This is a genomic window from Alteromonas sp. Cnat2-8 (assembly GCF_022348355.1).
In the GTDB taxonomy this organism is placed as follows: domain Bacteria; phylum Pseudomonadota; class Gammaproteobacteria; order Enterobacterales; family Alteromonadaceae; genus Alteromonas; species Alteromonas macleodii.
This window is the reverse complement of the sequence record NZ_JAKREX010000005.1, coordinates 247,563-269,934: the sequence shown is the minus strand read 5'-3', so window position 1 is coordinate 269,934 and position 22,372 is coordinate 247,563. Positions and strand designations below refer to the sequence as shown.

Sequence of the window (22,372 nt, the reverse complement as noted above, 5' to 3'; positions counted from 1 at the left end):
GTCGTGGTTTTAAGCGCTTTACAAGTTTTGCTGTTTCAGTTGTCTACGAGCTGTTTTATATTTTTTAAAAGCAGGACCTGCGAAGATTGGGTACCTAAACGCGTACCTTCAGTCGAAGAAAATTATCGCCAAGCCTGAGTGTTTAACATAGCCAAGAATTGTACAAATTTCCAGCAAAAACCCATTGAAACGTTTCGAACCCGTGGAAAGTTCTTATTATTACGAATTAACTATTTGAAATCCGGGATAGTACTTGAGAGCTCTTTTATCTGAACAGGATCTAACACTACTGAGCTTAGCGCGCTAGAAACAGTTTGCGTGGGAAGGGCTGTATTCTTGCTAAAAAATTCACGGTCACGCAACTTGAATTTACGCGTTATTGTCGGATACAAGTAATTTTCTGTCAGCCAAAGGACTGCCGCTACTTCTGGACCCGCCGCCATAAGACCCGCAGCGAAAAAGCCTACGCCAATAGCGACCCTCGCAACTGCAGATTCCGATTGCTTTTCACCAAACAACGATGACAACTGCTTCGAATAGGCACGAGCCTCAGCAGTTAAACACTCTTCTGTACCTTGCCCAGAAAAATAGTCATCTTGAGCTTGACGGTATGCTCTCAACTGTTTGCCGACATCGCTAAACGGAGATACTAGTTCCGCCCATTTTGGCCCGCTATTCATTGATATATTTTGCGGTACACGCAATCCGGGTATTGAAACGTGCTGCATTTGTAACTCTTGATCTACTTTGGATAAATCAGCAAACGCTGAGCTAAACCGTGTTTCGACCAAAATTTGCTGTTTCGACAAAGACGTCTGGCTGCCCAAGCAAACACCGAAATTGTAGTGATACGCCTCACAGGCCAGGTGCATCATAGCTAGACGCCCTTGATGGTTATCAGCTAAGCACTCAGTGACCGCAGACTCCCAACGGGTTCGGGTAGCCTCTTTGTCGTATCGATTTGATTGTTCATACAAATCAAACACTCGTCGCCACTGGTCATGACTGACACTGCCAATTGATAAGTCTTCTGGTGTGCGTTCAGCCAACCGCATGATCATTTGATCAAAGCCATGACTGATGTGTTTTTCTGGCCAAGGTATAAAATTATCCGTTTCTTCTAACAGTGGCTGCCACTTACGTAATTCTCGCTTCAAACTTGGCCATTCGGCAGAATTTTTCAAAACGTTGAAACTGGCAACACCTTGATCCGCCATTTTCTCTGGTAAGGAGACTAAATCGGCGTTCCGCGATAAGATCCTTACAAAACCTTGCTCAATTAGTGACGTGAGCGGAGAACAACTGGGGTTTAGAATAGCTTGCCTTGCCGCACTATTATTAAGTAAATACCCATCATTGATAAGTATCTTCTCTCCTAATATAGCCTTCCTCACTAGCAATTGATTAAAGTAGTTTATATCAGCGTCGAATTGCCAAGGAAAACGCTCTACAACATCGTCCAGTGTACCTACATACGTTAGCGAGGGTCGCATCTTATCTCCATATTAAAAATCTGTTGTTAAGCACTTACGAATATACCACAGCGTATGGGTCTTAACGATGTACTCTCGTAGACACGTTCTACAAGGCTATAATGAAGTCAATTTCTGAGGTGGCTAAGTGTGTGGCGATGCCTGATGCTTATTACCTACAAAGCCCTGGACGAAAAAGTACACTACTGTTTGAGGAAGGTTGCGAGTCTGCGCTTCAGCGCCACTCTCAATTTATCTGTATGATTTAATTATAAAATACTAATTAACACATCGAAGTACTAATCGAGGTTTTGGGTCAGTAAAATGCAATAGTACATTCTTACTGACCCGATATTAGAGCGCTTTCACGTGTTGAAAAACAAGCTTGGGCTAGTCCTTCTTATAGTCGTCATGGCATGATTTACAACTTGCACCAATTTTACCGATTGCACCTCTGTACGCGCTTTCATCACCCGCTTTAACAGCTGCTTGAAGCCCTTGCGCTGCCGTTTTAAGTGCCATCACTTTCTTTTCTACATCTGAGAAATTTTCCCAAATTTCATCTTTTGCGCCAGTTTCAACGTCAAACTTACGGGTATCAACTGATAAATAATCGCCCATCATGTCAGCAAGTTGTTCTAGACGTACGGCATTTGTTTCCATAACGCTTTCGTCAAAAGGTAGAGCACCTTTTGCCATGCCACCTAACGGTCCCATGTTACTGCGTACTAACTGAAAAACGGCCTGGCGATATTGTGTTGCAGCTCCCGCGTGTTTTTCTGACGTTGCTTCTGTCACGTCAGCAGCTAATACCGAGCCTGATAAGATTGCGCCTGCCGTGGCAGCGCTCAGTAGCAATTTACTTGAAAATTTCATGCCTGTTCCCTTGTTAGGTAAATATTATTCATTGGTCTCAAACGGGCTTTTAAGCCTTGTGATCTGCAAGCTAAAAGTCCCGATACTTGGGTTATCGTGACGAATAGTCGGATGATGCGCAAGATTTTTAGCGGTAAAAGTAAGTAAAGAAAAGACTAACTCCCCCTTTCCTTCTTAAAGTGAGCACTTTCTATTACAAATACCAATCTGCATGGATAATTGGCCACTCATAAGAGCGCGTTTAAGTGCCTTTCAAAAATAAAAAAGCCCTCAACTGAGGGCTTTCAAATGAAGTATGTACTACTAAGCAATTAGTTCGTTAAGTCGTCAAAGAACTTTTTAACGCCGTCAAAGAAGCCTTGCGCTTTCGGGCTATGCTTACTTGACGCTTTACCCATCGACTCTTCAAGCTCTTGAAGTAGTTCTTTTTGGCGAGATGATAAGTTTACTGGTGTTTCGACCACAACCTTACACATTAAGTCGCCCATGGCACCGCTTCGCACTGATTTAACACCTTTACCACGTAGACGGAACATTCGGCCAGTCTGCGTTTCAGGGCTGATTTTCAGTTTTACTTTCCCATCTAGCGTTGGCACTTCTAGCTCGCCGCCAAGGGCTGCCGTAGTGAAGCTCAACGGTACTTCACAGTACAAATTGTTGCCATCGCGCTTAAAGATATCGTGCTCACGTACGTGGACCTGAACGTATAAATCACCTGGAGGTGCACCGTTCTCTCCAGCTTCACCTTCGCCTGATAGACGAATACGATCACCGGTATCTACGCCAGCTGGAATTTTAACGTTAAGGGTCTTAGTCTTTTCTTTACGACCGTGGCCATGACAGCTGTTACAAGGATCTTCAATGATCTTGCCTTTGCCCGAACACGTAGGGCAAGTCTGCTGAACAGCAAAGAAACCTTGGCGCATTTGAACTTGGCCATTGCCGTGACAGGTTGGACAGGTCTTAGGTGAAGAGCCTTTCTTCGCACCAGAACCATCACAGACTTCACACTCGACCAAAGTTGGTACGCGAATATCTACGCTCTTGCCACGAACCGCTTCTTCAAGCGTTAGCTCTAAGTTGTAGCGGAGGTCTGAACCTTGACGTGCGCGAGATTGACGACCTCCTCGGCCACCGCCGAAGATATCACCAAATACATCACCAAAAATATCGCCGAAATCGGCACCACCACCGAAGCCACCGCCACCACGGTTAGGATCTACTCCCGCGTGGCCATATTGGTCGTATGCTGCACGTTTCTGCGAATCTGACAGAATTTCGTAGGCTTCCTGGATTTCTTTAAATTTATCTTCCAGGCCTTTATCGCCTTGCGTACGGTCAGGGTGATATTTCATCGCCAGCTTCTTATACGCCTTTTTAATTTCGCGTTCGCCTGCGCTTTTATCTACCCCGAGTACTTCGTAGTAGTCTCGTTTCGACATATCGTTTACATATCCTACTTTTTGTCGATAAGCATTTTATGCTCATCGAATCTACATCTGACTGTTGTGAAAATAACCTGAACACACATTCAATAAAGCCAAGTCATTTACACAACAAAGGCGCAACAAGAAATTCCTGCTGCGCCTGAACTGCTTACACGGCCCGCTAACATGCTATGTAACGGGCCTGACACAACAGTTTACTTCTTGTCGTCGTCTTTCACTTCTTCGAATTCAGCGTCAACAACGTCATCGTCTGCTTTACCAGAAGAAGCTTGCTGCTCTGCACCTTCTGCGCCACCGGCTGCAGCTTGCTGAGCTTGCGCCGCTTCCATCAGCTTGCTAGATGCTTGGATAAGCTCTTGCGTTTTCGCTTCGATGTCCGCTTTGTCTTCGCCTTTAACTGCAGTTTCAAGTGCTGAAAGTGCTTCTTCGATTGGCGCTTTGTCTTCTGCACTTAGTGCATCGCCAACTTCTTCAAGCTGTTTACGTGTGGCGTGAACCATACCGTCAGCTTGGTTACGCGCTTGAATCAGCTCTTCAAACTTCTTATCAGACTCTTTATTCGCTTCCGCGTCAGCTACCATTTTTTCTACTTCTTCATCGCTTAGGCCTGAAGAGGCTTTGATAGTGATCTTCTGCTCTTTACCTGTGTCTTTGTCTTTCGCAGACACGTGTAGGATACCGTCAGCATCAAGATCGAATGTTACTTCGATTTGCGGTACACCGCGTGCTGCTGGACGAATACCTTCTAGGTTGAACTGACCAAGAGACTTGTTGCCACTTGATTGCTTACGCTCACCCTGTAGTACGTGTACTGTTACCGCAGACTGGTTGTCTTCAGCAGTTGAGAACGTTTGCGACTTCTTCGTTGGAATTGTCGTGTTCTTCTCGATAAGCACAGTCATCACGCCACCCATAGTCTCGATACCTAGAGACAGAGGTGTAACGTCTAGAAGTAGTACGTCTTTAACGTCACCTGACAGTACGCCACCTTGAATTGCTGCGCCTACTGCAACTGCTTCGTCAGGGTTTACGTCTTTACGTGGCTCTTTGCCAAAGAATTCAGTCACGTACTTCTGTACTAGCGGCATACGAGTTTGACCACCAACTAGGATGATGTCGTTGATGTCGCCTACAGAAAGATCTGAATCAGCTAGTGCCTTCTTAAGCGGCTCAAGTGAATTCTTAACTAGGTCTTCAACCAAAGACTCAAGTTTTGCACGAGTAAGCTTAATAGCTAAGTGCTTAGGACCTGTTGCATCTGCAGTGATGTATGGCAGGTTAACTTCGGTCTGTTGAGAAGAAGAAAGCTCAATCTTCGCTTTTTCACCGGCTTCTTTAAGACGCTGCATAGCAAGCGGATCTTTACGAAGGTCGATACCTTGGTCTTTCTTAAACTCTTCAACTAGGTAGTTGATAACACGGTTATCGAAGTCTTCACCACCAAGGTGAGTATCACCATTAGTTGCTAGTACTTCAAACGTGTGTTCGCCGTCTACTTCATCGATTTCGATGATAGAGATATCGAACGTACCACCACCTAAGTCGTATACTGCAACAACGTTGTCGCCTTGCTTTTTGTCCATGCCGTAGGCAAGAGCAGCAGCAGTTGGCTCGTTGATAATACGCTTAACTTCAAGACCAGCGATGCGACCCGCGTCTTTAGTTGCTTGACGCTGAGAATCGTTGAAGTAAGCAGGAACAGTGATAACTGCGCCAGTAACTTCTTCACCAAGATAATCTTCAGCTGTCTTTTTCATTTTCTTAAGTACTTCAGCAGAAATCTGCGGAGGCGCCATTTTCTCGCCTTTCGCTTCTACCCACGCATCACCATTATCAGCACCTACAATTTTGAAAGGCATGATGTCGATGTCACGCTGTACTTCTTTATCTTGAAAGCGACGACCAATTAGACGCTTAATTGCGAATAATGTGTTAGTCGGGTTAGTTACCGCCTGACGCTTTGCAGACTGACCAACTAATGTTTCCCCATCATTTGTGTAAGCGATGATTGAAGGGGTTGTACGATCGCCTTCCGCGTTTTCAATTACGCGAGGTTTGTCGCCGTCTAGAACTGCGACACATGAATTCGTTGTACCTAAATCGATACCAATGATTCTACCCATTTCGTGTCTCCGAAAAAGTTTCTTAATTCTGTACTTTTAGTGGGGTTATTCCCCAGCCTTTTCAATAGATGTCAGTAAAAAAACTGACATTTTTGTGTGTTTATCGCAAAAAGCGTGACTTACGCTTGCGTGTCCACACCACCACTTGGCGCACGCGATACCATAACCATGGCAGGGCGTAACAAGCGGCCGTTAATTTGATAACCTTTCTGCATAACCGCCATCACCGTATTTGGCTCGTGGTCTGCACTTTCTTGCATAGACATTGCCTGATGCAAGTCAGGGTTGAAGGTTTCGCCCTGCGGATCAATAAGGCTTAATCCAAATTTCTCAATAGTGCTTAAGAAAGTTTTGTGGGTCATTTCCACACCTTCTAAAAGCGGCTTAACCGCTTCATTGTCGCCATCGGTCATTTCGATAGCACGCTCTAGGTTATCGATAACCGGAAGCAACTCGCCAGCAAAGCGTTCAAGGGCAAATTTACGCGCCTTTTCTACTTCACCTTCAGCACGACGACGTGCGTTGTCAGCATCTGCACGCGCGCGAAGCACGCCATCTTGCTGCTCTTTGATTGTGGCTTGCGCCTCAGAAAGTGCCGTTTCTAGCTCGTAAATGCGTTGTGCATTTTCATCAAGCTCTACGCCTTCTGCTTGTGACGCTTCTACTTGCGCTTCTTCAGCATTTTGTACAGTTTGATCAACTGTATTTTCTTGTTCTGCCTGCACGTCGCGATTATCGCTCATGCCTACCTCCAAACGTTTTTCTTAATTAGGCATTGCCCAATAACGTTAAAATTATTGGGAATAAGTCTGTTGCGCTTAGTTATGGGGCTAGATTTAAGGTGATCAAGGGTATCCACATTATTTTTGTGGGTGATTTTAAAAAAATATAAAAAAAGCCAAACTTCAATACTAAGTTTGGCTTCCTAACGCTTTAATGAGTTTCTTTAATTTAGTTACCTAGTGGTACCAACTTGCCAAAATGTTGGCGTTCGTATTGAACCACTATCTAGGATAACACACTGAGGGTCACCTCTTTTGCAACCATTCCCTTTTATCCTGCTTCCCGTTTGCCCATGGTGCTTTCTGAGTTCACTTAGCATCAACCCGTGAACATCGCCCATATTGATACTAATTCCAGTCACCGTAATAGTTTCAATGCTGCTATCGAGACCAGCAGTAGACTTAGGGTTCTCATTATCCTGCGCTATAACTTTCTCTCCACTTAATTGTTGAAGTAGCTCTACCGAATTGGCGTATTTACCTGACGCTGGAAATGCTAATAGAGACTTCGCTTTCACCATATCCTTTTCCACAAACTCTCCATTGATATAAAGAACGGCTAATACATAGTTAGCGAGGTAGCTCATTCCTTCTTCAACTTCGGCTTCCAAAAATTCAACCGCAGTCGCTTTTTCTTCGTCGGTAGATTCATTATCAGAAAAGACGAGAACAGCATATTCCTCTGCCGTTCTATTAACGCCTTCATCTGCAGCAAATTTCATCAATCGCTTGGCTTCAGCCATATTCTTTTGTGTACCAATTCCCTGTGCAGCCATCCCCGCTGCTTGTCGGTAAGCTGGCAGGAAGCCCTGTTTGGCAGACTTATCAAAATAATAATAGGCATTTTCTAAATCTGTCTTTACCCCAGATTCAGGGTTCATAAAGATATGGCCAAGGGAGAAGCTGGTTTGTTCATGACCTCTGGACGCCAAAGCTCGAAGTGTATTCAGCTTAGCAAGTGAACAATCTTCGTCTGCGCATTCAGGTTGATTCGGAATAGCCCAAACAGATGCAGATATTATAGTTGAAATTAGTAGTGAGATTCGCAGAATACGTGTGCTTGCTGAGTTTTGTTTCATTAAATTCCCTTTTTATTATTTCGGTCATGGCTAAGACCGACTTATGTGTAAATCCTACTGCTCAAAAAGACGTCGCCTTGTATTAAAACCTATCACTTATAGTTCAAATTGCAAATAATTAACTCCGAAATATTGCTTGTGTACCAACAGAAGATACCTCGCATGTGAAAACTATGTTAATGTAAATCAACAATAAAACGCGCTTTCAATTGCGCTAATAAATGCGTTCAACTACACGGAATATCTATGCTAAGTATCTGGACGGTTGGCACTATTGTTGGTTGTTATCTCCTCGCGCTTTTCGCTTTAGCATTTTGGGGCGATAAGCGTTTACGTGACAACCGGCAACACCCAATATTGTACAGCCTTGGATTGGGCGTGCATTGTACATCTTGGGCATTTTTCGGCACTACCTCTCAAGCAGCACAATATGGCTGGGCAGTTATCCCTACTTATTTAGGGATTATGCTGACTATGGCATTTGCGTTTCCTGTGGTGCTTCATATAAGCAGACTGTGTCAACAACACAACATCAGCTCTTTAGCAGACCTCATCTCACTTAAATACCAGCACTCCCACTTGATTGCCGCGCTTATCACTTTACTGTGTTTTTTCGGTGTAGTGCCCTACATCGCCCTGCAGTTAGACGCCATTACGAAATCAATAAATTTGTTGACTGACGACGCGCATACAAGCACGCCATGGTTAAGTATCTACGTAGCTATCTTGCTCGCATTATTTGCCATTATCTTCGGTACCCGTACACTCAACTTGACCGACAAACACCCCGGTCTGCTACTTACTATAGCGTTTGAATCGGTTATAAAGCTTGTTGCCCTGTGCGCTGTAGGTGTTTTCGTTTGCTTCTATCTGTTTGATGGTGTGTTGGATTTGGTGTCTAACGCCGCTTCAAATGCCAGTGCTCGAGAAGTCATTTATGCTGATAGCGCACCCTGGGTTTATGTATCGCATGTTGTTTTGGGCGTTTGCTCTATGTTCGTTTTGCCACGACAGTTTCATATGAACTTCGTTGAGCAGAACGGTGAGGGGGAGCTTAGAACAGCAAGGTGGCTATTTCCCCTCTATTTATTTGGCATGACCCTTTTTATTATTCCTATTGCACTTGCAGGAAAAATGCTGCTGCCAGTGGATACGAGCTCTGATGCGTATGTGCTTGCCCTACCTTTACATGCTGAAAATATCGCGCTGTCGTCATTTGCTTTCATAGGAGGTCTTTCTGCAACCACCAGCATGGTGATTGTTGCAACCTTGGCGCTGGGAATAATGATCTCGAACAATGTTGTCACGCCACTTTGGCTAAAAGCGAGACTAAAGACTTCGCCCAACCGTTCAATGCAGCCAAACAAAATACTGTCTATACGTCGTATTACCGTTGTGGTCGTACTTAGTATTGCGCTCTGGTATCACTTGAATATAAGTCAGGCTGCACCTCTGGTTAAAAGCGGGGTGATTGCTATAGCATTATTAGCACAGTGCATGCCTGCACTTATGTTTGGTCTTTACTGGACGAAAAGCAACAAAGCTGCCGCTATTTGCGCCTTATTGGTAGGGTTTACATGTTGGGCAGCATTCCTCCTCTACCCAAGCTTACTGTCGAGTTATTATTTCAACCCAGCACCCACTGACCAAGCGCTTGGTTTGGGCTTTGCCTTTTCCTTATTGGCTAATTGCCTAACATTCGTTACGGTTGCATTAATTACATCAAGACGTGGCATGAAGCCAAATGATACGCTCCTCACAGATCACGACACACCTCGTTTACTGGTAAAAGTGAGGGACTTAATTGCACTCACCGAACGTGTGCTCGAAAGTGCCACGCACTCTCAACTGGTTAAGCAGCTATCAGTTGACGTCAATCGCGCCGCTAGCAGTGGTTATGCCAGTCAGGCGCTTATCGACAGGGTAAACAAGTTGCTTGCCGCACAAGTAGGAGCACCTAGTGCTCGTATATTACTGGGTGCCATCGCAGATACAGGCAGCGATAGCTTTCCAGAACTGGTTGACTGGGTAGAAGAAGCTTCTCAGTCATTTCAGTTTAACCACGAGGTACTTCAATCGTCAGTGCAAAACATTGAGCAAGGCATAAGTGTGCTTGATGACAAACTGCAGCTACTAGCGTGGAACGAACGTTACGTGGAGTTATTTGCCTACCCTAAAGGATTTCTAAAAGCGGGCATGCCCATTACCGATATACTTAGCTACAATGCAAACCGAGGGTTGTTTAGCCCCTCATCTATCGAAAAGCGCGTTAGCTACATGCTGGAAGGCACCCGTCATAAACATATTCGCAAACAGCCTGACGGAAAAGTGATTGAACTTAACGGCGCGCCGCTACCTGGTGGCGGCTACGTGACTACCTATAGCGATATCACTGAATACATAGCAATTCAAAAAGAATTAGAAAGTGCAAAAGAAGACTTGGAGGCAAGGGTTGCGCAGCGTACAGCAGAATTAGAAGAAGCCAAACAACACGCTGACAAAGCTAACGAGAGCAAAACCAAATTTCTGGCTGCGGCTGGGCACGATCTCATGCAACCTTTCAACGCCGCAACATTATTTGCCAGCATGCTCAGCAAAAAGACGCAAGGCAGTGAACTGGCCACACTATCTGAAGGCGTGGTGAATTCTTTGGACAATGCTCAGAGCTTACTTTCAATGCTACTTGATATGACGAAATTAGACGCTGGCGTACTTACCCCTCAAAAGACTGAATTTCCAGTCAGTGATATGTTGTCTTCATTGGTGCAGGAATTTAGTGTCATTGCAAAGCAAAAAGGTATTGAGCTCAGGTATGTACCGACCAGAGTTATGGTGTACTCGGACAAAGTACTACTGCGACGGGTGCTTCAAAACTTGCTGTCCAACGCAGTCCGCTATACCGCAAAAGGCCGTATTTTGGTGGGCGTGAGACGCACAAGAGTCACAAATACCGAGCAGGTTATAAAGCTTTGTGTTTACGATACCGGACTAGGTATCGCCGTCCACCAACAGCATGAAATATTTAGTGAATTCCACCAGCTAGAGAGCAACAACAAAGGCGAAGGAATTGGATTAGGCCTGACTATTGTAGATAAGATATGTCGACTACTCGGTCATGAAGTCGGACTGACTTCATCGCCAAATAAAGGAAGCTGCTTCAGTGTGGCTGTATCTAGAGCATTTCAAAGCGAAGCCTCGATACTCACCGCGCACGCAAGTAACACTAATCATGTTGACTCTCCTTTTAATAACTCGGTATTATCGAAGAACTCAGCAAGTGCGCCAAATAATTCAGTAAGCGTTCAAAAAAGCGCATTAGACAGCCGTTCTCGCCCTGTCTCCTCGCACTCTCATCAAATGCCCTCTTTAGACTCAGCGAATAAAAACAACAATGCATTTTTAAAAGACACCCGTTTTCTACTCGTAGAAAATGACGAGCAAGTGGCAAATGCAATGTGTACCTTACTGAGAGATTGGGGAGGGAGTACAACATTGATAGCGGGCGGAGCAGAAGTGTCGAGTATTTCACAAGAACACTTTGATGTGCTCGTCGCCGATTACCACCTAAATTATGGCGAAACCGGTTTTGACGTTGCAGCGATTCTTTCTGAAAATAACGTGCGTTTTGCCTTAAAGATTTTAGTCACTGCCAACAGAAGTAACGACATAAGAGAGGAAGCGGCGGAGCAACAATTTAGCTACCTGCCAAAACCCTTAAAGCCTGCGGCACTTAAGCGACTGCTAAAGCAATCGCTTGTTTAATAGAGAACTCGTGATCGCATTTATAGTACGGCAGTAGGTATTTCGTCTTCTTTTGGTAGCTGGTTTGCATCAAGATGCGTTTTACTTTTGCGGTAACGCGATGTGAAGTTTCCCGTAACGATAATCAAGTGTTACAACGAAGTCTTTCAACAAATCATAGCCTATTAAGCCTACTACCCGCTTTCCACCTATCCGGCTACCGGTTCTTTCATACTGGCTTTCTAAGTTTGTCTTTTGCCCTTCAGCAGGAAAGCTAACCTTAACGTCACTAATCTCGAATGGACCAAACTTCACGACATCAGACGTAGCGAACTCATTGACCCCAGAACTATTGGCACCAAATGACGTGCTTGCGCCTTCCACTTTTTCAAGCAACCCAACCTTGGACGCCGCTCGACGGTTAATCAAAATTGTACCGGCGTTACCAGTATCGACTAATAGCCACAACGCAACACCGTTAATTTCTACTTGCGCGATAGGCATTCCACTACCCTGTTGAGAGTTGGCTCGAACATTTGCCACCTCCCCCATATCTATCGAATCACGCGTTACCAAACGAATTTTTCTGTGGGGATAGTCCAATTGAACGATGAAGTTATTGAAAAAACCTGCCCCCAGTAACATACCATTAGAGTGATGACCTAAGCTGGATTCGACAAGTGAATCCAGCTCGAAATCACTACCAAATATTTCAACGTTTACATTGTTGTAAGCGTTACGCCTTTCAACGTCGTACACCCCTTTAACGGTCACGGGGCGCCCTTTATCAAGGTCTAAATCATGCTTCCCGATAAACGCGCGATTGATACTGTTTATTTGTGCTCCTGAATCCAGCATGACCCGAGATTCGATGCCTTCTATGGTAACAGGCAAAAAAACGTGACCGTTGTCCAGGGTGAAATCTGTCCATGCTGTAACGGCACTAAACGCATTGAAAGAACAAAAAAGAAGGGAAAGTAAAATAAATCGCGTCATAAATATCCTTTTACGCCAGTAAACTAATCCTTTGAAATCTTACGCTAGCACATGAGCTGATTGAGAGCGAATTAGCACGATGAACCGAACGCGTAAAAATCCCTAATCTAGTGGAAAGCATCTAATACATGTTAGTGCTTAAACTATATCAATATGATCATAGTCTTGAAGACGGCTATCGCTTTCCGTTTAGCTTAAATGCATTGCATTTTTGAACGCGATACCGGCCTTGGTTCTGTTAATAACACCAAGCTTTCTCAATACTGCAGATACATGCTGTTTAACGGTGGACTCAGAAATGGCCAGTTCGTAAGCAATCTGCTTGTTAAGCAAGCCGTCTGATACCATTCGCAACACTTTAAGTTGGTGAGGGGTAAGTTGCTTTAATCGGTTTGTGAAATCATCTTGGCCAGAGTGGCCATTCGCATTCGATGCAGTGGCATTTGGCATCGTAGCTGATGCATTGTGAACTGAAGGCGGGATCCAAGTTTCACCGTCTAACACCGTATTTACCGCGTCAATAATGCAATCGACCGAAGCTGATTTGGGTATAAAACCGCTTGCGCCTAACGCAAACGATTTTGCCATAACATCAGGCTCTTCTTGTGCAGTAATAACGACAACAAGTACATCAGGATAGAGCGCATGTACCTCAGCAAGGCCATTTAACCCTTCATTGCCTGGCATAGTGAGATCTAAGAAAAGCAGATCGATGTCGTCATTTTCTTCAAGACTAGTGAGCGTATCGGGGAACGTGGAAGTTTCTACAAGTTCGATATGCTCCACACTAGCTAACGCATGGCACATCGCAGCCCTGAACAGAGGATGATCGTCAGCAATCAAGATTTTCACAGACATAATGCTATCAACTTGTAACTACCTTGTTAATCAACATACTATCACGCCGGCAAAAAAAGGTTAATCTTATTGGCGTATCTGTTATTGGTGCATCTGTTATTGAGTAAGGCTCTGCACCACGCCCTTCACTGCTCGACATATCCGCCGGCCAACACAATCGAAAGAGGTCGAGCAAACGTGAGCACGCCTAAGCGCAATGGCCTAGGCGTGAAACGTGTTGCTGGTCTTCTTCAGAACATACCGTTTAGAATCGATAACCTACCGTAAGGTGAACTGTACGTGGGTCACCGTAATAACCGATAAGTGTCGTATCACCACCAAGGCCCGGACCAAAGTTACCTTCATCGTCTTGCGTGACAAAGTCATAACCACCAACCAGGTACTCTTCATCGGTCAGGTTTTTGACGTGTAGTCCAGCATACCAGTCGCCTTCAACGCTTTCCCAGCGCGCGCTTAAGTTCACCATACCATAGGCATCTTGTTGAATAAGATCGCTGGTTTCAAAGATAAGATAATCATCGCGATAGTAGTAGTTGGCGTTGAAAGTAATATCCCCAAAACTCGTTTCTAGTAGGTAGTTGGCATTAAGATTAAAGGTATTCTCTGGCGTACTTGCTAGACCAATCAACGGAGGGATTGCATTGTTTTTCTTAATCTCAAAGTCAATATAACCATAAGCAACGTCAAACTGAAGGTTATCCGTGGCTACCCACGTCATCTCCAACTCGGCGCCTTTTGCAGCCGTTTCTGCAGCATTGCGCAGTCGCTGGTCGAGGGCTGTTGGATCAGACAAATCTCCTTCTACACCAATATACTGACGATCTTTGTGGTCGTAAGAGAACAATGTGATATTCATACGAAGTGCGTCGGTTAAGTCACTCTTCACACCCACTTCGAAGCTGTCAACGACTTCTGGTTCAACACCAGGCTCGTTAGTCTGAGCGCGAGGGTTAAACGTGCCCGATTTGAAGCCTTGTGAATAGCTCGCGAAGAACATGGTATCGCGGTCCATTTGATACTCCACGCCCACTCGCGGGGTAAAGCGCGACCAACTCTCTACCGCTGGCGCGTCTAACACTTCATCGCCATCGGTGTCTGTCCCAAGTACTTGAGGCACTAATTGTCCGTCGGGACGCACGTACCCATCAATCCAGTCTGTATAAGGATAAACATTGGCGAATACCAGACCGTTATTTACAAACGCGGTCTTTTCTTCATCGGTGTATCGGGCACCAAGCGAAAGCGATAGCTTATCGGTTACGTCATAGTTCATTTGCGCATAGGCAGCCCAGCTTTCTGAGTTATTACAACCCGTCACTTCCCGCGTTAACCCTGAGGCACCAAGCGATTGACCCAACACACCTAAAATGGCATCAAAATTACCGCAACTTTCACCATCGTAAAAGTAGAGCCCTGACACTAAGCTAAACGCGTTCCCGGTATAATTCGCTTGAATCTCGTGAGTATCATTACTGTCGTCATACTCTGCCGGTACATCAAAAATAGGCAGGGGCGTATTGTCAAAATCAATGTTGGTAGGTGAATAGCTCTCTCTATGCGAACCAATATATTTAAGCTCTAAATCATCATTCACTCTGTATCGTGCCAGCCAGTTATAGCCTTCTAACTCGACTTTATTCCATGTAGGTAAGCTGGTGTACGAATCGAAAACCGAATCAGGCACGGGCGCATCAGTTAATATACTTGGGATTAAACGGTAGCCGCCTTTCGCATTTGATGTGTCTTCGGTCTTATCCCACCCAATACGGAAAAACAAATCTTCACTCGGGTGAACTTCTAGCGTTACACGGGCTGCCCAGAGATCTTTGTTATAATTCTCTTTATCTTGATTGGGCAACGCGCTTACCAGATATTCGCCGAAGCCGTCGCGGTTCAAGTTGGCATAACCCACGCCTAGATACACCGTGTCTTCAATCAGCGGTATTTGACCTGTCACTTTGATATCACGCTGACTGTAACTACCTACCGTAGCTTCAACGTTCATCTGCGTATCGCCGGTCATTTCTTTCGTAACGTATTTAACCGCGCCACCAATGGTATTCTTTCCGTAAAGCGTCCCTTGCGGGCCACGTAACACCTCAATACGCTGTACGTCTAACAAATCAAGTACGGCTCCTTGTGGGCGAGCAATATAAACATCATCTACATAAATACCCACGCCTGGTTCATAGCCCCAAAGCGGGTCTTGCTGACCCAATCCGCGAATAAATGCCGTCAAGGTGGAGTTGGTACCGCGACTGGTTTGTAGCGTAGTGTTGGGCGAAAACTGCTGCACTTCAGTCAGCACGCTAATCCCTTTTTCTCCAAGTTCAACCGCACCAATAGACGTGATAGCTACCGGCGTTTCCTGTAATGACTCTACAGTTTTTCGCGCTGTCACCTCAATGCGTTCTAATTTTCCTTTTTGCGCTTCGGCATCGGCATCAGCTTGACTATCCTGAGCAAATACTGGCGCTGTGCTTAAAACGCTAGCCACCGCTAGGGCACAAAGGCTGCGAATGGGGAGCTTAACTGAATCGCTTTTGCGTTCTACTGTGCTAACAGAGGCTGAATGTGATTGGTAGGGTAAAACCAAGCCATTTGTGTGTATTGATTGAGACATAGTGAGTCCTTGTTGTTCTAAGTTCTGGTCACTGCCGGATGTATTGCCTACGGTCAAAATCACTTTAGTTAATTAATTGTTAATAGTATGTAGTACCATCGTACTATGGGATTTTGATAAAAGTAACGTCAAACTTTATGTCTGTTATGAACGCTTTTTATCTGATTTGTATACACTTTGTGTTTTTGAGTGTAAGCAAATCTTAAATCGACTTAACTGTTTCGGATCATCTGCGGTCACAGATTTTTTAAGGAATAATAACTATGTTAAGTATGATTGGCTTAGTAGGCGGTCTGTTGTTGCTTATTGTTTTGACAATACGCGGAATGAACCTCTTTATTGCCGCACCTTTGTGTGCGCTTGTAGTTGCCATTACCAATAATATCGGCGTCTTCACCGGCGACGTAAACTTCGTTCAAACCTATATGAGTGGTTTCTCTGGCTTTATCGCCTCTTGGTTTTTCATGTTTTTGCTTGGTGCGTTATTCGGTAAATTCATGGAAGACACAGGCGCAGCAGATGCTGTTTCTCGCTGGATTATCACCAAAATTGGTTACAAGCGTGCCGTATTAGCTGTTGTGCTAGCTTGCGCTATTTTGACCTACGGTGGTGTAAGCGTGTTTGTGGTAGCGTTTTCTGTTTACCCTATGGCGGTGAGTTTGTTTAAAGATGCCAACCTACCCCGTCGCTTCATACCTGCTGCCATGGCATTCGGGTCGGTAACATTTACGATGACCTCCGCGGGCTCGCCAGAAATCCAAAACTGGATCCCTATAAAGTATTTGGGTACCTCCCCTTTTGCCGCGTGGGAAGTTAGCCTTGTCGTCGCCATATTCATGGCATGCTTCGGTTACTGGTGGCTTGCTAAGATGATCAGAAAAGCCGTTAATAACGGCGAGGTGTTTGAAGCCAGAGCAAGCGACCCTGAAGTGCGAGACAGAGCGCTCCCCCACCCGCTTACCGGAATTGTGCCGTTAGTCGTGGTGTTAGTCATTTCGTTTCTATTCCATGAAGAACTCGCTCAGCTTGCGCTTATTCTGGCGTTAGGCGGCGGCGTACTGTGTTTGCTGGCGATTAACTACAAACATTTTCACAGTTTACCGGTTGCCATAAATGCGGGTACCACCGGCGCATTGATCGCCATAGGTAACACCGCCGCTGTTGTAGGTTTTGGCTCTATAGCAAAAAACACTGAAGCGTTTCAAACAACAGTAGCGCTTATGACCCAAATTCCTGGTAACGAGCTTATTGGTGCCGCCATTGCCGTAAGCGTGATTGCAGGATTAACAGGAAGTGCATCTGGCGGACAAGCCATTGCCTTACCCTTGGTGGCTCCGCATTACCTTGACCAAGGCGTAGAGCCAGAACAGCTACATAGAATTGTGTCTATATCATCAGGCGCATTAGATTCGTTACCTCACAATGGCTATGTGGTTACTACCATACGCGCCATTTGTAACGAAACCCATCAGGCTGCCTACTGGGCGGTTGGTGCGCTAACAGTTGTGGTGCCAGTTATTGGCCTTGCCATGGCCATTGGCCTGTTTAGCATTATGTAGCATTAGTCAAAGCCAACGATATGGCCTAAGGCCGCACGATATATAAGTCACTCTAGCAAAACATTGCCATCTAAAAATGCGGCCAGAGAAAGGGATAAGAAAGTATGAATTGGAAAAAGACGCTTGCTTCCACGCTAGTGTGGAGTAAGAGCAAAGGCATCAATAAGCTATTGAAACAGCTCAGCTCACAACGAGTGCAGAAACACTTAGCAATAGCAAATTTGGTTGAGGTGTATTTAGTTAAAAAGCAGCGCTCCTTGGTGGGATTATTTGCCACACTAATGTTGACGGTACATTGCCAGGGCATTGCTGGCGAATCCGGCGATACATCGCCATTGCTCAGTTCTTCAAAAGCACCTACTTCTGAGCCCGTTTCTTCCTTGCCAAGCGCTTCGCTGATGGTAGAAAAACGCGTTTTTGAAATGCCTCATTTCACAACCTTTGGTGGTAAACAAATTAAAAACGTAAAAGTTGGCTGGGAGGCGTACGGAACACTAAATGATGCTAAGAGTAACGTTATACTGATTACCCACTATTTTTCTGGATCTTCTCATGCCGCTGGAAAGTACAATGAAAACGACTCAGTGCCCGGTTACTGGGATAGTATTATCGGCCCTGGAAAAGCGATTGATACAAACCGCTTTTATGTAATAAGCGTTGATACGCTGGCCAATTTAAATGCTTACGACCCTCACGTTATTACAACCGGTCCTGCGTCAATAAATCCAGATACAGGAAAACCCTATGGCTTAGACTTTCCTGTCGTGACAATACGTGACTTTGTCAATGTTCAAAAAGCACTTCTCGAAAGTTTAGGTATTAGTAAACTGTATGCGGTTATTGGGCCTTCTATGGGATCTATGCAGGCTATCGATTGGGCGAGCGCTTACCCAGACTGGGTTGAACGTATGATTTCAGTTATCGGCGCAGGTCAAAGCGATGCATGGACTACCGCGGCATTGGAACACTGGGCAACGCCAATCACTCTAGATAAAAACTGGAACAACGGCGCTTATTCCAAAGAGCAAGCCCCTCTTAATGGCTTAGCTGCCTCGCTCATGTTAATTACGCAAAATGCCCTTACCCCTTCTTTTTTCAACCAAACCGGCAACACGTTAGGGTATAAAAATGTTGAGTCGGCGCCGCTTAATGACATACGTCAATCACACAGTATTGTGAACTGGCTACGTGAGCGAGCGAAGACCCGGGCAAAATCTATGGACGCAAACCACCTTTTATATTTGGTTCGAGCTTGCCAGCTCTTCGTTGCTGGACATCAAGGTAATCTTGAGCAAGGGCTGGCGTCGATAAAGGCGAAAACGCTGTTTATTCCAGCTCAAACTGATTTGCTTCTTATGCCCTACTTATCGCAAAGTGCACACCAAAGTTTAACTTCAATGAATAACGACAGCACATTGGTTACGCTAAATGGCAAATTAGGTCATTTGGAAGGTGTGACGAATGTATCCGCTCAGGCTCAGGCTATTCGCCAATTTTTAGAAAATGATAAGGCAGCAATGCAATGATGAAATCTACCCCCTTTTTACGCCACGCGCTTTGTCTGTCTGTATTAAGCGCACTTGCCGTTAGTGTACCGGTATTCGGTAACGAGTCATCTGCGCAAGACGCGCTTCCGTCACTCACTCTTGATTTAAAGAACGTTACCGTATCTGGCTTATCCTCAGGCGGTTACATGGCAACACAATTTCAGTTAGCACACAGTGACTGGGTAAAAGGCGTTGGCGTTATTGCTGGCGGCCCGTATTTCTGTGCACAAGGTGATATAACCACTGCCCTGGCACAGTGCGTGAACAAGGTAGAGGGAGAAATTAACCTTGAAGCGCTGAATGAAAAAGCCAAACAGTATGAAACTGAAGGAAAAATTGCGTCGCTTTCCAGTATGAAAGACGCAAAAGTCTGGCTTTTCCACGGTACGCAAGACACCAGAGTGATTGCACCAGTGAGCGATTTATTATTTGAGCAATACAAATTGTGGACAGACACACAAAATATTGCCTATATCAATGACAAGCCGATGGCACACCTTTTTCCTACCCAAAACAATGGGGTTAACTGCATGAAGTCAGAAAGCCCATTCATTGGGAACTGCGACTACGATGCAGCAGGTGCCATGCTCTCTCATCTTATTGAAAATGTTTCGACACCTGACGAGTCACTGTCAGGGCAAATTCATTCAATTGATCAGCAAAAAATAGCGGGGGGCGATGCCAAAACATTAGCAAGTGAAGGTTTTGTGTATGTGCCTGAAAGCTGTGCACAAGGCGAGCCGTGCAGAGCCCATATTAGTTTCCACGGCTGTAACCAGTATGCCGATGCCGTTGGCGATGCCTACACTACCCAAACAGGGCTGAATGAATGGGCTGATGACAACAATATTGTTGTGCTTTATCCGCAAACTAAGAAGTCGTTATTCATGCCGTTAAATCCACAAGGCTGTTGGGATTGGTGGGGCTATGCCTCTGGCGATTACGCCAACAGGAACGGCGCACAAATAAACGCAGTAAAACAGCTGCTGTTTTCATTAAATAGTGCACCTTCACTAAATAAATCCAACGGAAGTAACAATGACTAAGCGCACAATATTTATCACGGGTGGAGCAAGCGGCATTGGCTTTGGCATTGCTGAGTCAATGATGAAACAAGGGCACCATGTGATCATCGCCGACATAAACGAACAGGCAGCAAAAGAGGCTGTGACTCGACTTGCGCATTTAGACGGTTCGGCCAGCGCAGTAGCCGTAGACGTGTGCGATGCAGGGCAAGTCGCAGCGCTACCTGAGGTACTAGGGAAGCATACCGTTGATGTACTTATAAACAATGCCGGTATTCAGCACGTTTCACGCATAGAGGACTTCCCTGCAGATAAATGGCAGCAGCTTATAAATATCATGCTTGTTGGACCTGCTCTTTTAACCCAAGCTTTTTTACCTGCCATGCGTAAGCAAAATTACGGGCGCATTATCAATGTAGGATCTATTCACTCGTTGGTAGCCTCGCCCTATAAGTCTGCTTATGTAGCGGCGAAGCATGGGCTGTTAGGGTTCGCAAAGACTATCGCTCTTGAAACAGGAGATTGCGATGTAACTATCAATACCCTTTGCCCTGCCTATGTGAAAACACCATTGGTGGAAAAACAAATTGCAGCACAGGCAAAAGAAAATAACCTTACCGAGGAAGAGGTAATAACAAAAATAATGTTAGAACCCATGCCTAAAAAGCAATTTGTTAGCGTTGAAGAACTTGCAGATACCGCAAGCTTCTTAATGTCGCCCAGTGCTCGCAATATAACAGGGCAAACTATGGTACTTGATGGGGGCTGGACGGCTAGATAACCCGTAAGCGATTTAACGCTTAGTTTTTTAAAGAATATTTCTTTTCACATAAAAAAGACTGCAATGAGCAGTCTTTTTTTCGTTTAATGTTTTCGCAAAAGCGTTATTCCCAAAGAGATACGTAGATGGCAACCATTTCTTCAATGGTAGGGATGCGTGGATTATTACCGGGAGAACCTGATGCCAGAGCTTGTTCTGCCATTGTTGACGTCGCTGCAAAAAATGCCTCTTTATCAATACCGAAGTCGGCAGGCGTAGGTACCTGCAAATCTGCATTCAGTGCTTTTAGTTCGTTGATAAGCTTTTGATTCGCCACCTTATCAGAGTCACTTTGGGTAGCAACACCCATGGCGCGAGCACATTGTGCATAACGCACTGATGCACTTGGAATAGAAAAGGCGGTAACCGCGGGCAACAACATGGCATTCGACAATCCGTGAGGCACATGGAACGCCGCACCGATAGGCCGGCTCATTCCGTGAACAAGAGCCACTGAAGCATTTGAAAAGGCAATACCCGCGAGCGTTGAGCCCAGCATCATTGATTCTCTCGCCGTTTCATTTGTTGGGTCTGCAAATACCGTACGCAGATTAGGCGCAACTAATGCCATGGCTGACAACGCCTGTGCATCACTGTAAAGATTAGCTTTGCGGCTAACAAACGCTTCAATAGCGTGAGTAAGCGCATCAATGCCTGTATCGGCTGTCACGCGGGCAGGCAAACTTTGCGTTAATGAATAATCGATTAAAGCTGCCGTTGGCATAAACCCTAAACCAACACACAACATTTTTTCTGTGGTATCTTCGTCGGTGATAATGGTAAATCGCGTTGCTTCTGAGCCCGTTCCCGCTGTTGTGGGAATAGCAATGATCGGCAGCCCCGCTTCATCTACAACCCGCGGGAATTTGTAGTCTCGCATTTCGCCACCGTACTTACCCAAAATAGCGATGGCTTTTGCGCTATCGATGGGGCTTCCACCACCTAAAGCAATGATGCTGTCATAAGCGTGGGTTTTGAATGCATCAACACCGCGATAAATAGACCTCACCGTGGGCTCTGGCACCGTATCTGAAAATACATCGGCGCTTATTCCTGCCTCCTCCAGCACTTGCACTATGGCAGCACTATATCCCAACTCGACCATAACTTTATCGGTAACCAGTAAAGGTTTATGGCAGTTGAGTCCTTTTAGCGTTTCAGCAACCCGCTGACTCGCCCCTTTCCCTATGTGCATCACTCTTGGCAGAATAATTTGATGAGACATGTTTCCCTCGCTGCGAATTCTTTTCATCAGCATACCTAGTACAACGCCCAAAGCAATGACAATGTAAAAATAATGTTACCGCCCCACTACCTCTCCAGCTTTCCTCCAAATAGATACAAATGCGTGGTTGTTTCCATTGCCAAGCGTTAATGGTTAATTATTAACATCACCGTACGTGAAATGAGTGATAAACTGATT

General features: G+C 45.3%; 16 protein-coding genes. 6 read left to right on the top strand and 10 right to left on the bottom strand.

Features of this window, described 5'->3' with window-relative positions:
- Positions 1 to 230: 230 nt before the first annotated feature.
- Positions 231 to 1,493 carry a hypothetical protein gene (locus tag MHN00_RS14750; RefSeq protein ID WP_239301588.1) on the bottom strand — a complete coding sequence of 421 codons (1,263 nt, stop codon included), beginning with the start codon at positions 1,491 to 1,493 and terminating at the stop codon, positions 231 to 233.
- 101 nt (positions 1,494 to 1,594) lie between these two features.
- Here MHN00_RS14750 and MHN00_RS14745 point away from each other — a divergent pair, with 101 nt between their 5' ends.
- Positions 1,595 to 1,741 carry a hypothetical protein gene (locus tag MHN00_RS14745; protein WP_187289708.1) on the top strand — a complete coding sequence of 49 codons (147 nt, stop codon included), beginning with the start codon at positions 1,595 to 1,597 and terminating at the stop codon, positions 1,739 to 1,741.
- Positions 1,742 to 1,862: 121 nt separating this feature from the next.
- On the opposite strand, the gene MHN00_RS14740 is transcribed toward MHN00_RS14745, so the two are convergent.
- The 5 genes from MHN00_RS14740 to MHN00_RS14720 all read right to left on the bottom strand — a co-directional run bounded on the left by MHN00_RS14740 (position 1,863) and on the right by MHN00_RS14720 (position 7,780).
- Positions 1,863 to 2,348 carry a cytochrome c gene (locus MHN00_RS14740; protein WP_014948974.1) on the bottom strand — a complete coding sequence of 162 codons (486 nt, stop codon included), beginning with the start codon at positions 2,346 to 2,348 and terminating at the stop codon, positions 1,863 to 1,865.
- A 311-nt stretch (positions 2,349 to 2,659) separates the two neighbouring features.
- The gene (dnaJ, locus tag MHN00_RS14735; protein WP_014948973.1) at positions 2,660 to 3,790 is read right to left on the bottom strand and encodes a molecular chaperone DnaJ; all 1,131 of its coding nucleotides are present in this window, start codon (positions 3,788 to 3,790) and stop codon (positions 2,660 to 2,662) included.
- Between the two features lie 200 nt (positions 3,791 to 3,990).
- On the bottom strand, positions 3,991 to 5,919 hold the full coding sequence (gene dnaK, locus MHN00_RS14730) for a molecular chaperone DnaK (RefSeq protein ID WP_014948972.1): 1,929 nt from the start codon (positions 5,917 to 5,919) through the stop codon (positions 3,991 to 3,993).
- A gap of 119 nt (positions 5,920 to 6,038) precedes the next feature.
- The gene (gene grpE, locus MHN00_RS14725) at positions 6,039 to 6,662 is read right to left on the bottom strand and encodes a nucleotide exchange factor GrpE (RefSeq protein WP_014948971.1); all 624 of its coding nucleotides are present in this window, start codon (positions 6,660 to 6,662) and stop codon (positions 6,039 to 6,041) included.
- A 212-nt stretch (positions 6,663 to 6,874) separates the two neighbouring features.
- On the bottom strand, positions 6,875 to 7,780 hold the full coding sequence (locus MHN00_RS14720) for an SEL1-like repeat protein (protein WP_049586796.1): 906 nt from the start codon (positions 7,778 to 7,780) through the stop codon (positions 6,875 to 6,877).
- A gap of 246 nt (positions 7,781 to 8,026) precedes the next feature.
- On the opposite strand from MHN00_RS14720, the gene MHN00_RS14715 reads away from it, so the two are divergent.
- The gene (locus MHN00_RS14715; protein WP_239301587.1) at positions 8,027 to 11,542 is read left to right on the top strand and encodes a PAS-domain containing protein; all 3,516 of its coding nucleotides are present in this window, start codon (positions 8,027 to 8,029) and stop codon (positions 11,540 to 11,542) included.
- An 81-nt stretch (positions 11,543 to 11,623) separates the two neighbouring features.
- On the opposite strand, the gene MHN00_RS14710 is transcribed toward MHN00_RS14715, so the two are convergent.
- The 3 genes from MHN00_RS14710 to MHN00_RS14700 form a co-directional block, all read right to left on the bottom strand.
- Complete coding sequence (locus MHN00_RS14710; RefSeq protein ID WP_239301586.1) at positions 11,624 to 12,517, bottom strand: aspartyl protease family protein; 894 nt, start codon at positions 12,515 to 12,517, stop codon at positions 11,624 to 11,626.
- Positions 12,518 to 12,706: 189 nt separating this feature from the next.
- Positions 12,707 to 13,375, bottom strand: a complete 669-nt coding sequence (locus MHN00_RS14705; protein WP_014948967.1) for a response regulator transcription factor — start codon at positions 13,373 to 13,375, stop codon at positions 12,707 to 12,709.
- 244 nt (positions 13,376 to 13,619) lie between these two features.
- Positions 13,620 to 15,998, bottom strand: coding sequence for a TonB-dependent receptor (locus MHN00_RS14700; RefSeq protein WP_014948966.1), 2,379 nt, complete (start codon positions 15,996 to 15,998; stop codon positions 13,620 to 13,622).
- Between the two features lie 263 nt (positions 15,999 to 16,261).
- Between MHN00_RS14700 and MHN00_RS14695 the strand changes: the two genes are divergently transcribed.
- The 4 genes from MHN00_RS14695 (at position 16,262) to MHN00_RS14680 (ending at position 20,910) form a co-directional block, all read left to right on the top strand.
- On the top strand, positions 16,262 to 17,557 hold the full coding sequence (locus MHN00_RS14695) for an SLC13 family permease (protein ID WP_014976110.1): 1,296 nt from the start codon (positions 16,262 to 16,264) through the stop codon (positions 17,555 to 17,557).
- 104 nt (positions 17,558 to 17,661) lie between these two features.
- Positions 17,662 to 19,083 carry a homoserine O-acetyltransferase gene (locus MHN00_RS14690; RefSeq protein WP_239301585.1) on the top strand — a complete coding sequence of 474 codons (1,422 nt, stop codon included), beginning with the start codon at positions 17,662 to 17,664 and terminating at the stop codon, positions 19,081 to 19,083.
- Positions 19,080 to 20,150 (top strand): PHB depolymerase family esterase, encoded by a 1,071-nt coding sequence (locus MHN00_RS14685; RefSeq protein WP_187446826.1) that lies wholly within the window; start codon positions 19,080 to 19,082, stop codon positions 20,148 to 20,150. Before MHN00_RS14690 ends, MHN00_RS14685 begins: the two co-directional genes overlap by 4 nt.
- Entirely contained in the window at positions 20,143 to 20,910 is a 768-nt protein-coding gene (locus tag MHN00_RS14680) for a 3-hydroxybutyrate dehydrogenase (RefSeq protein ID WP_168533246.1), read from the top strand. The genes MHN00_RS14685 and MHN00_RS14680 overlap by 8 nt, the downstream gene beginning before the upstream one ends.
- Positions 20,911 to 21,013: 103 nt before the next feature.
- Here MHN00_RS14680 and MHN00_RS14675 read toward each other — a convergent pair whose 3' ends face one another.
- The gene (locus MHN00_RS14675) at positions 21,014 to 22,174 is read right to left on the bottom strand and encodes an iron-containing alcohol dehydrogenase (RefSeq protein ID WP_239301584.1); all 1,161 of its coding nucleotides are present in this window, start codon (positions 22,172 to 22,174) and stop codon (positions 21,014 to 21,016) included.
- Positions 22,175 to 22,372 lie beyond the last annotated feature (198 nt).

What these genes read in the sequence shown, in the direction of transcription:
- MHN00_RS14750 (WP_239301588.1), bottom strand. Translation starts at nt 1,493, where the DNA reads ATGCGACCCTCGCTAACGTATGTAGGTACACTGGACGATGTTGTAGAG.
- MHN00_RS14745 (WP_187289708.1), top strand. Translation starts at nt 1,595, where the DNA reads ATGAAGTCAATTTCTGAGGTGGCTAAGTGTGTGGCGATGCCTGATGCT.
- MHN00_RS14740 (WP_014948974.1), bottom strand. Translation starts at nt 2,348, where the DNA reads ATGAAATTTTCAAGTAAATTGCTACTGAGCGCTGCCACGGCAGGCGCA.
- dnaJ (WP_014948973.1), bottom strand. Translation starts at nt 3,790, where the DNA reads ATGTCGAAACGAGACTACTACGAAGTACTCGGGGTAGATAAAAGCGCA.
- dnaK (WP_014948972.1), bottom strand. Translation starts at nt 5,919, where the DNA reads ATGGGTAGAATCATTGGTATCGATTTAGGTACAACGAATTCATGTGTC.
- grpE (WP_014948971.1), bottom strand. Translation starts at nt 6,662, where the DNA reads ATGAGCGATAATCGCGACGTGCAGGCAGAACAAGAAAATACAGTTGAT.
- MHN00_RS14720 (WP_049586796.1), bottom strand. Translation starts at nt 7,780, where the DNA reads ATGAAACAAAACTCAGCAAGCACACGTATTCTGCGAATCTCACTACTA.
- MHN00_RS14715 (WP_239301587.1), top strand. Translation starts at nt 8,027, where the DNA reads ATGCTAAGTATCTGGACGGTTGGCACTATTGTTGGTTGTTATCTCCTC.
- MHN00_RS14710 (WP_239301586.1), bottom strand. Translation starts at nt 12,517, where the DNA reads ATGACGCGATTTATTTTACTTTCCCTTCTTTTTTGTTCTTTCAATGCG.
- MHN00_RS14705 (WP_014948967.1), bottom strand. Translation starts at nt 13,375, where the DNA reads ATGTCTGTGAAAATCTTGATTGCTGACGATCATCCTCTGTTCAGGGCT.
- MHN00_RS14700 (WP_014948966.1), bottom strand. Translation starts at nt 15,998, where the DNA reads ATGTCTCAATCAATACACACAAATGGCTTGGTTTTACCCTACCAATCA.
- MHN00_RS14695 (WP_014976110.1), top strand. Translation starts at nt 16,262, where the DNA reads ATGTTAAGTATGATTGGCTTAGTAGGCGGTCTGTTGTTGCTTATTGTT.
- MHN00_RS14690 (WP_239301585.1), top strand. Translation starts at nt 17,662, where the DNA reads ATGAATTGGAAAAAGACGCTTGCTTCCACGCTAGTGTGGAGTAAGAGC.
- MHN00_RS14685 (WP_187446826.1), top strand. Translation starts at nt 19,080, where the DNA reads ATGATGAAATCTACCCCCTTTTTACGCCACGCGCTTTGTCTGTCTGTA.
- MHN00_RS14680 (WP_168533246.1), top strand. Translation starts at nt 20,143, where the DNA reads ATGACTAAGCGCACAATATTTATCACGGGTGGAGCAAGCGGCATTGGC.
- MHN00_RS14675 (WP_239301584.1), bottom strand. Translation starts at nt 22,174, where the DNA reads ATGTCTCATCAAATTATTCTGCCAAGAGTGATGCACATAGGGAAAGGG.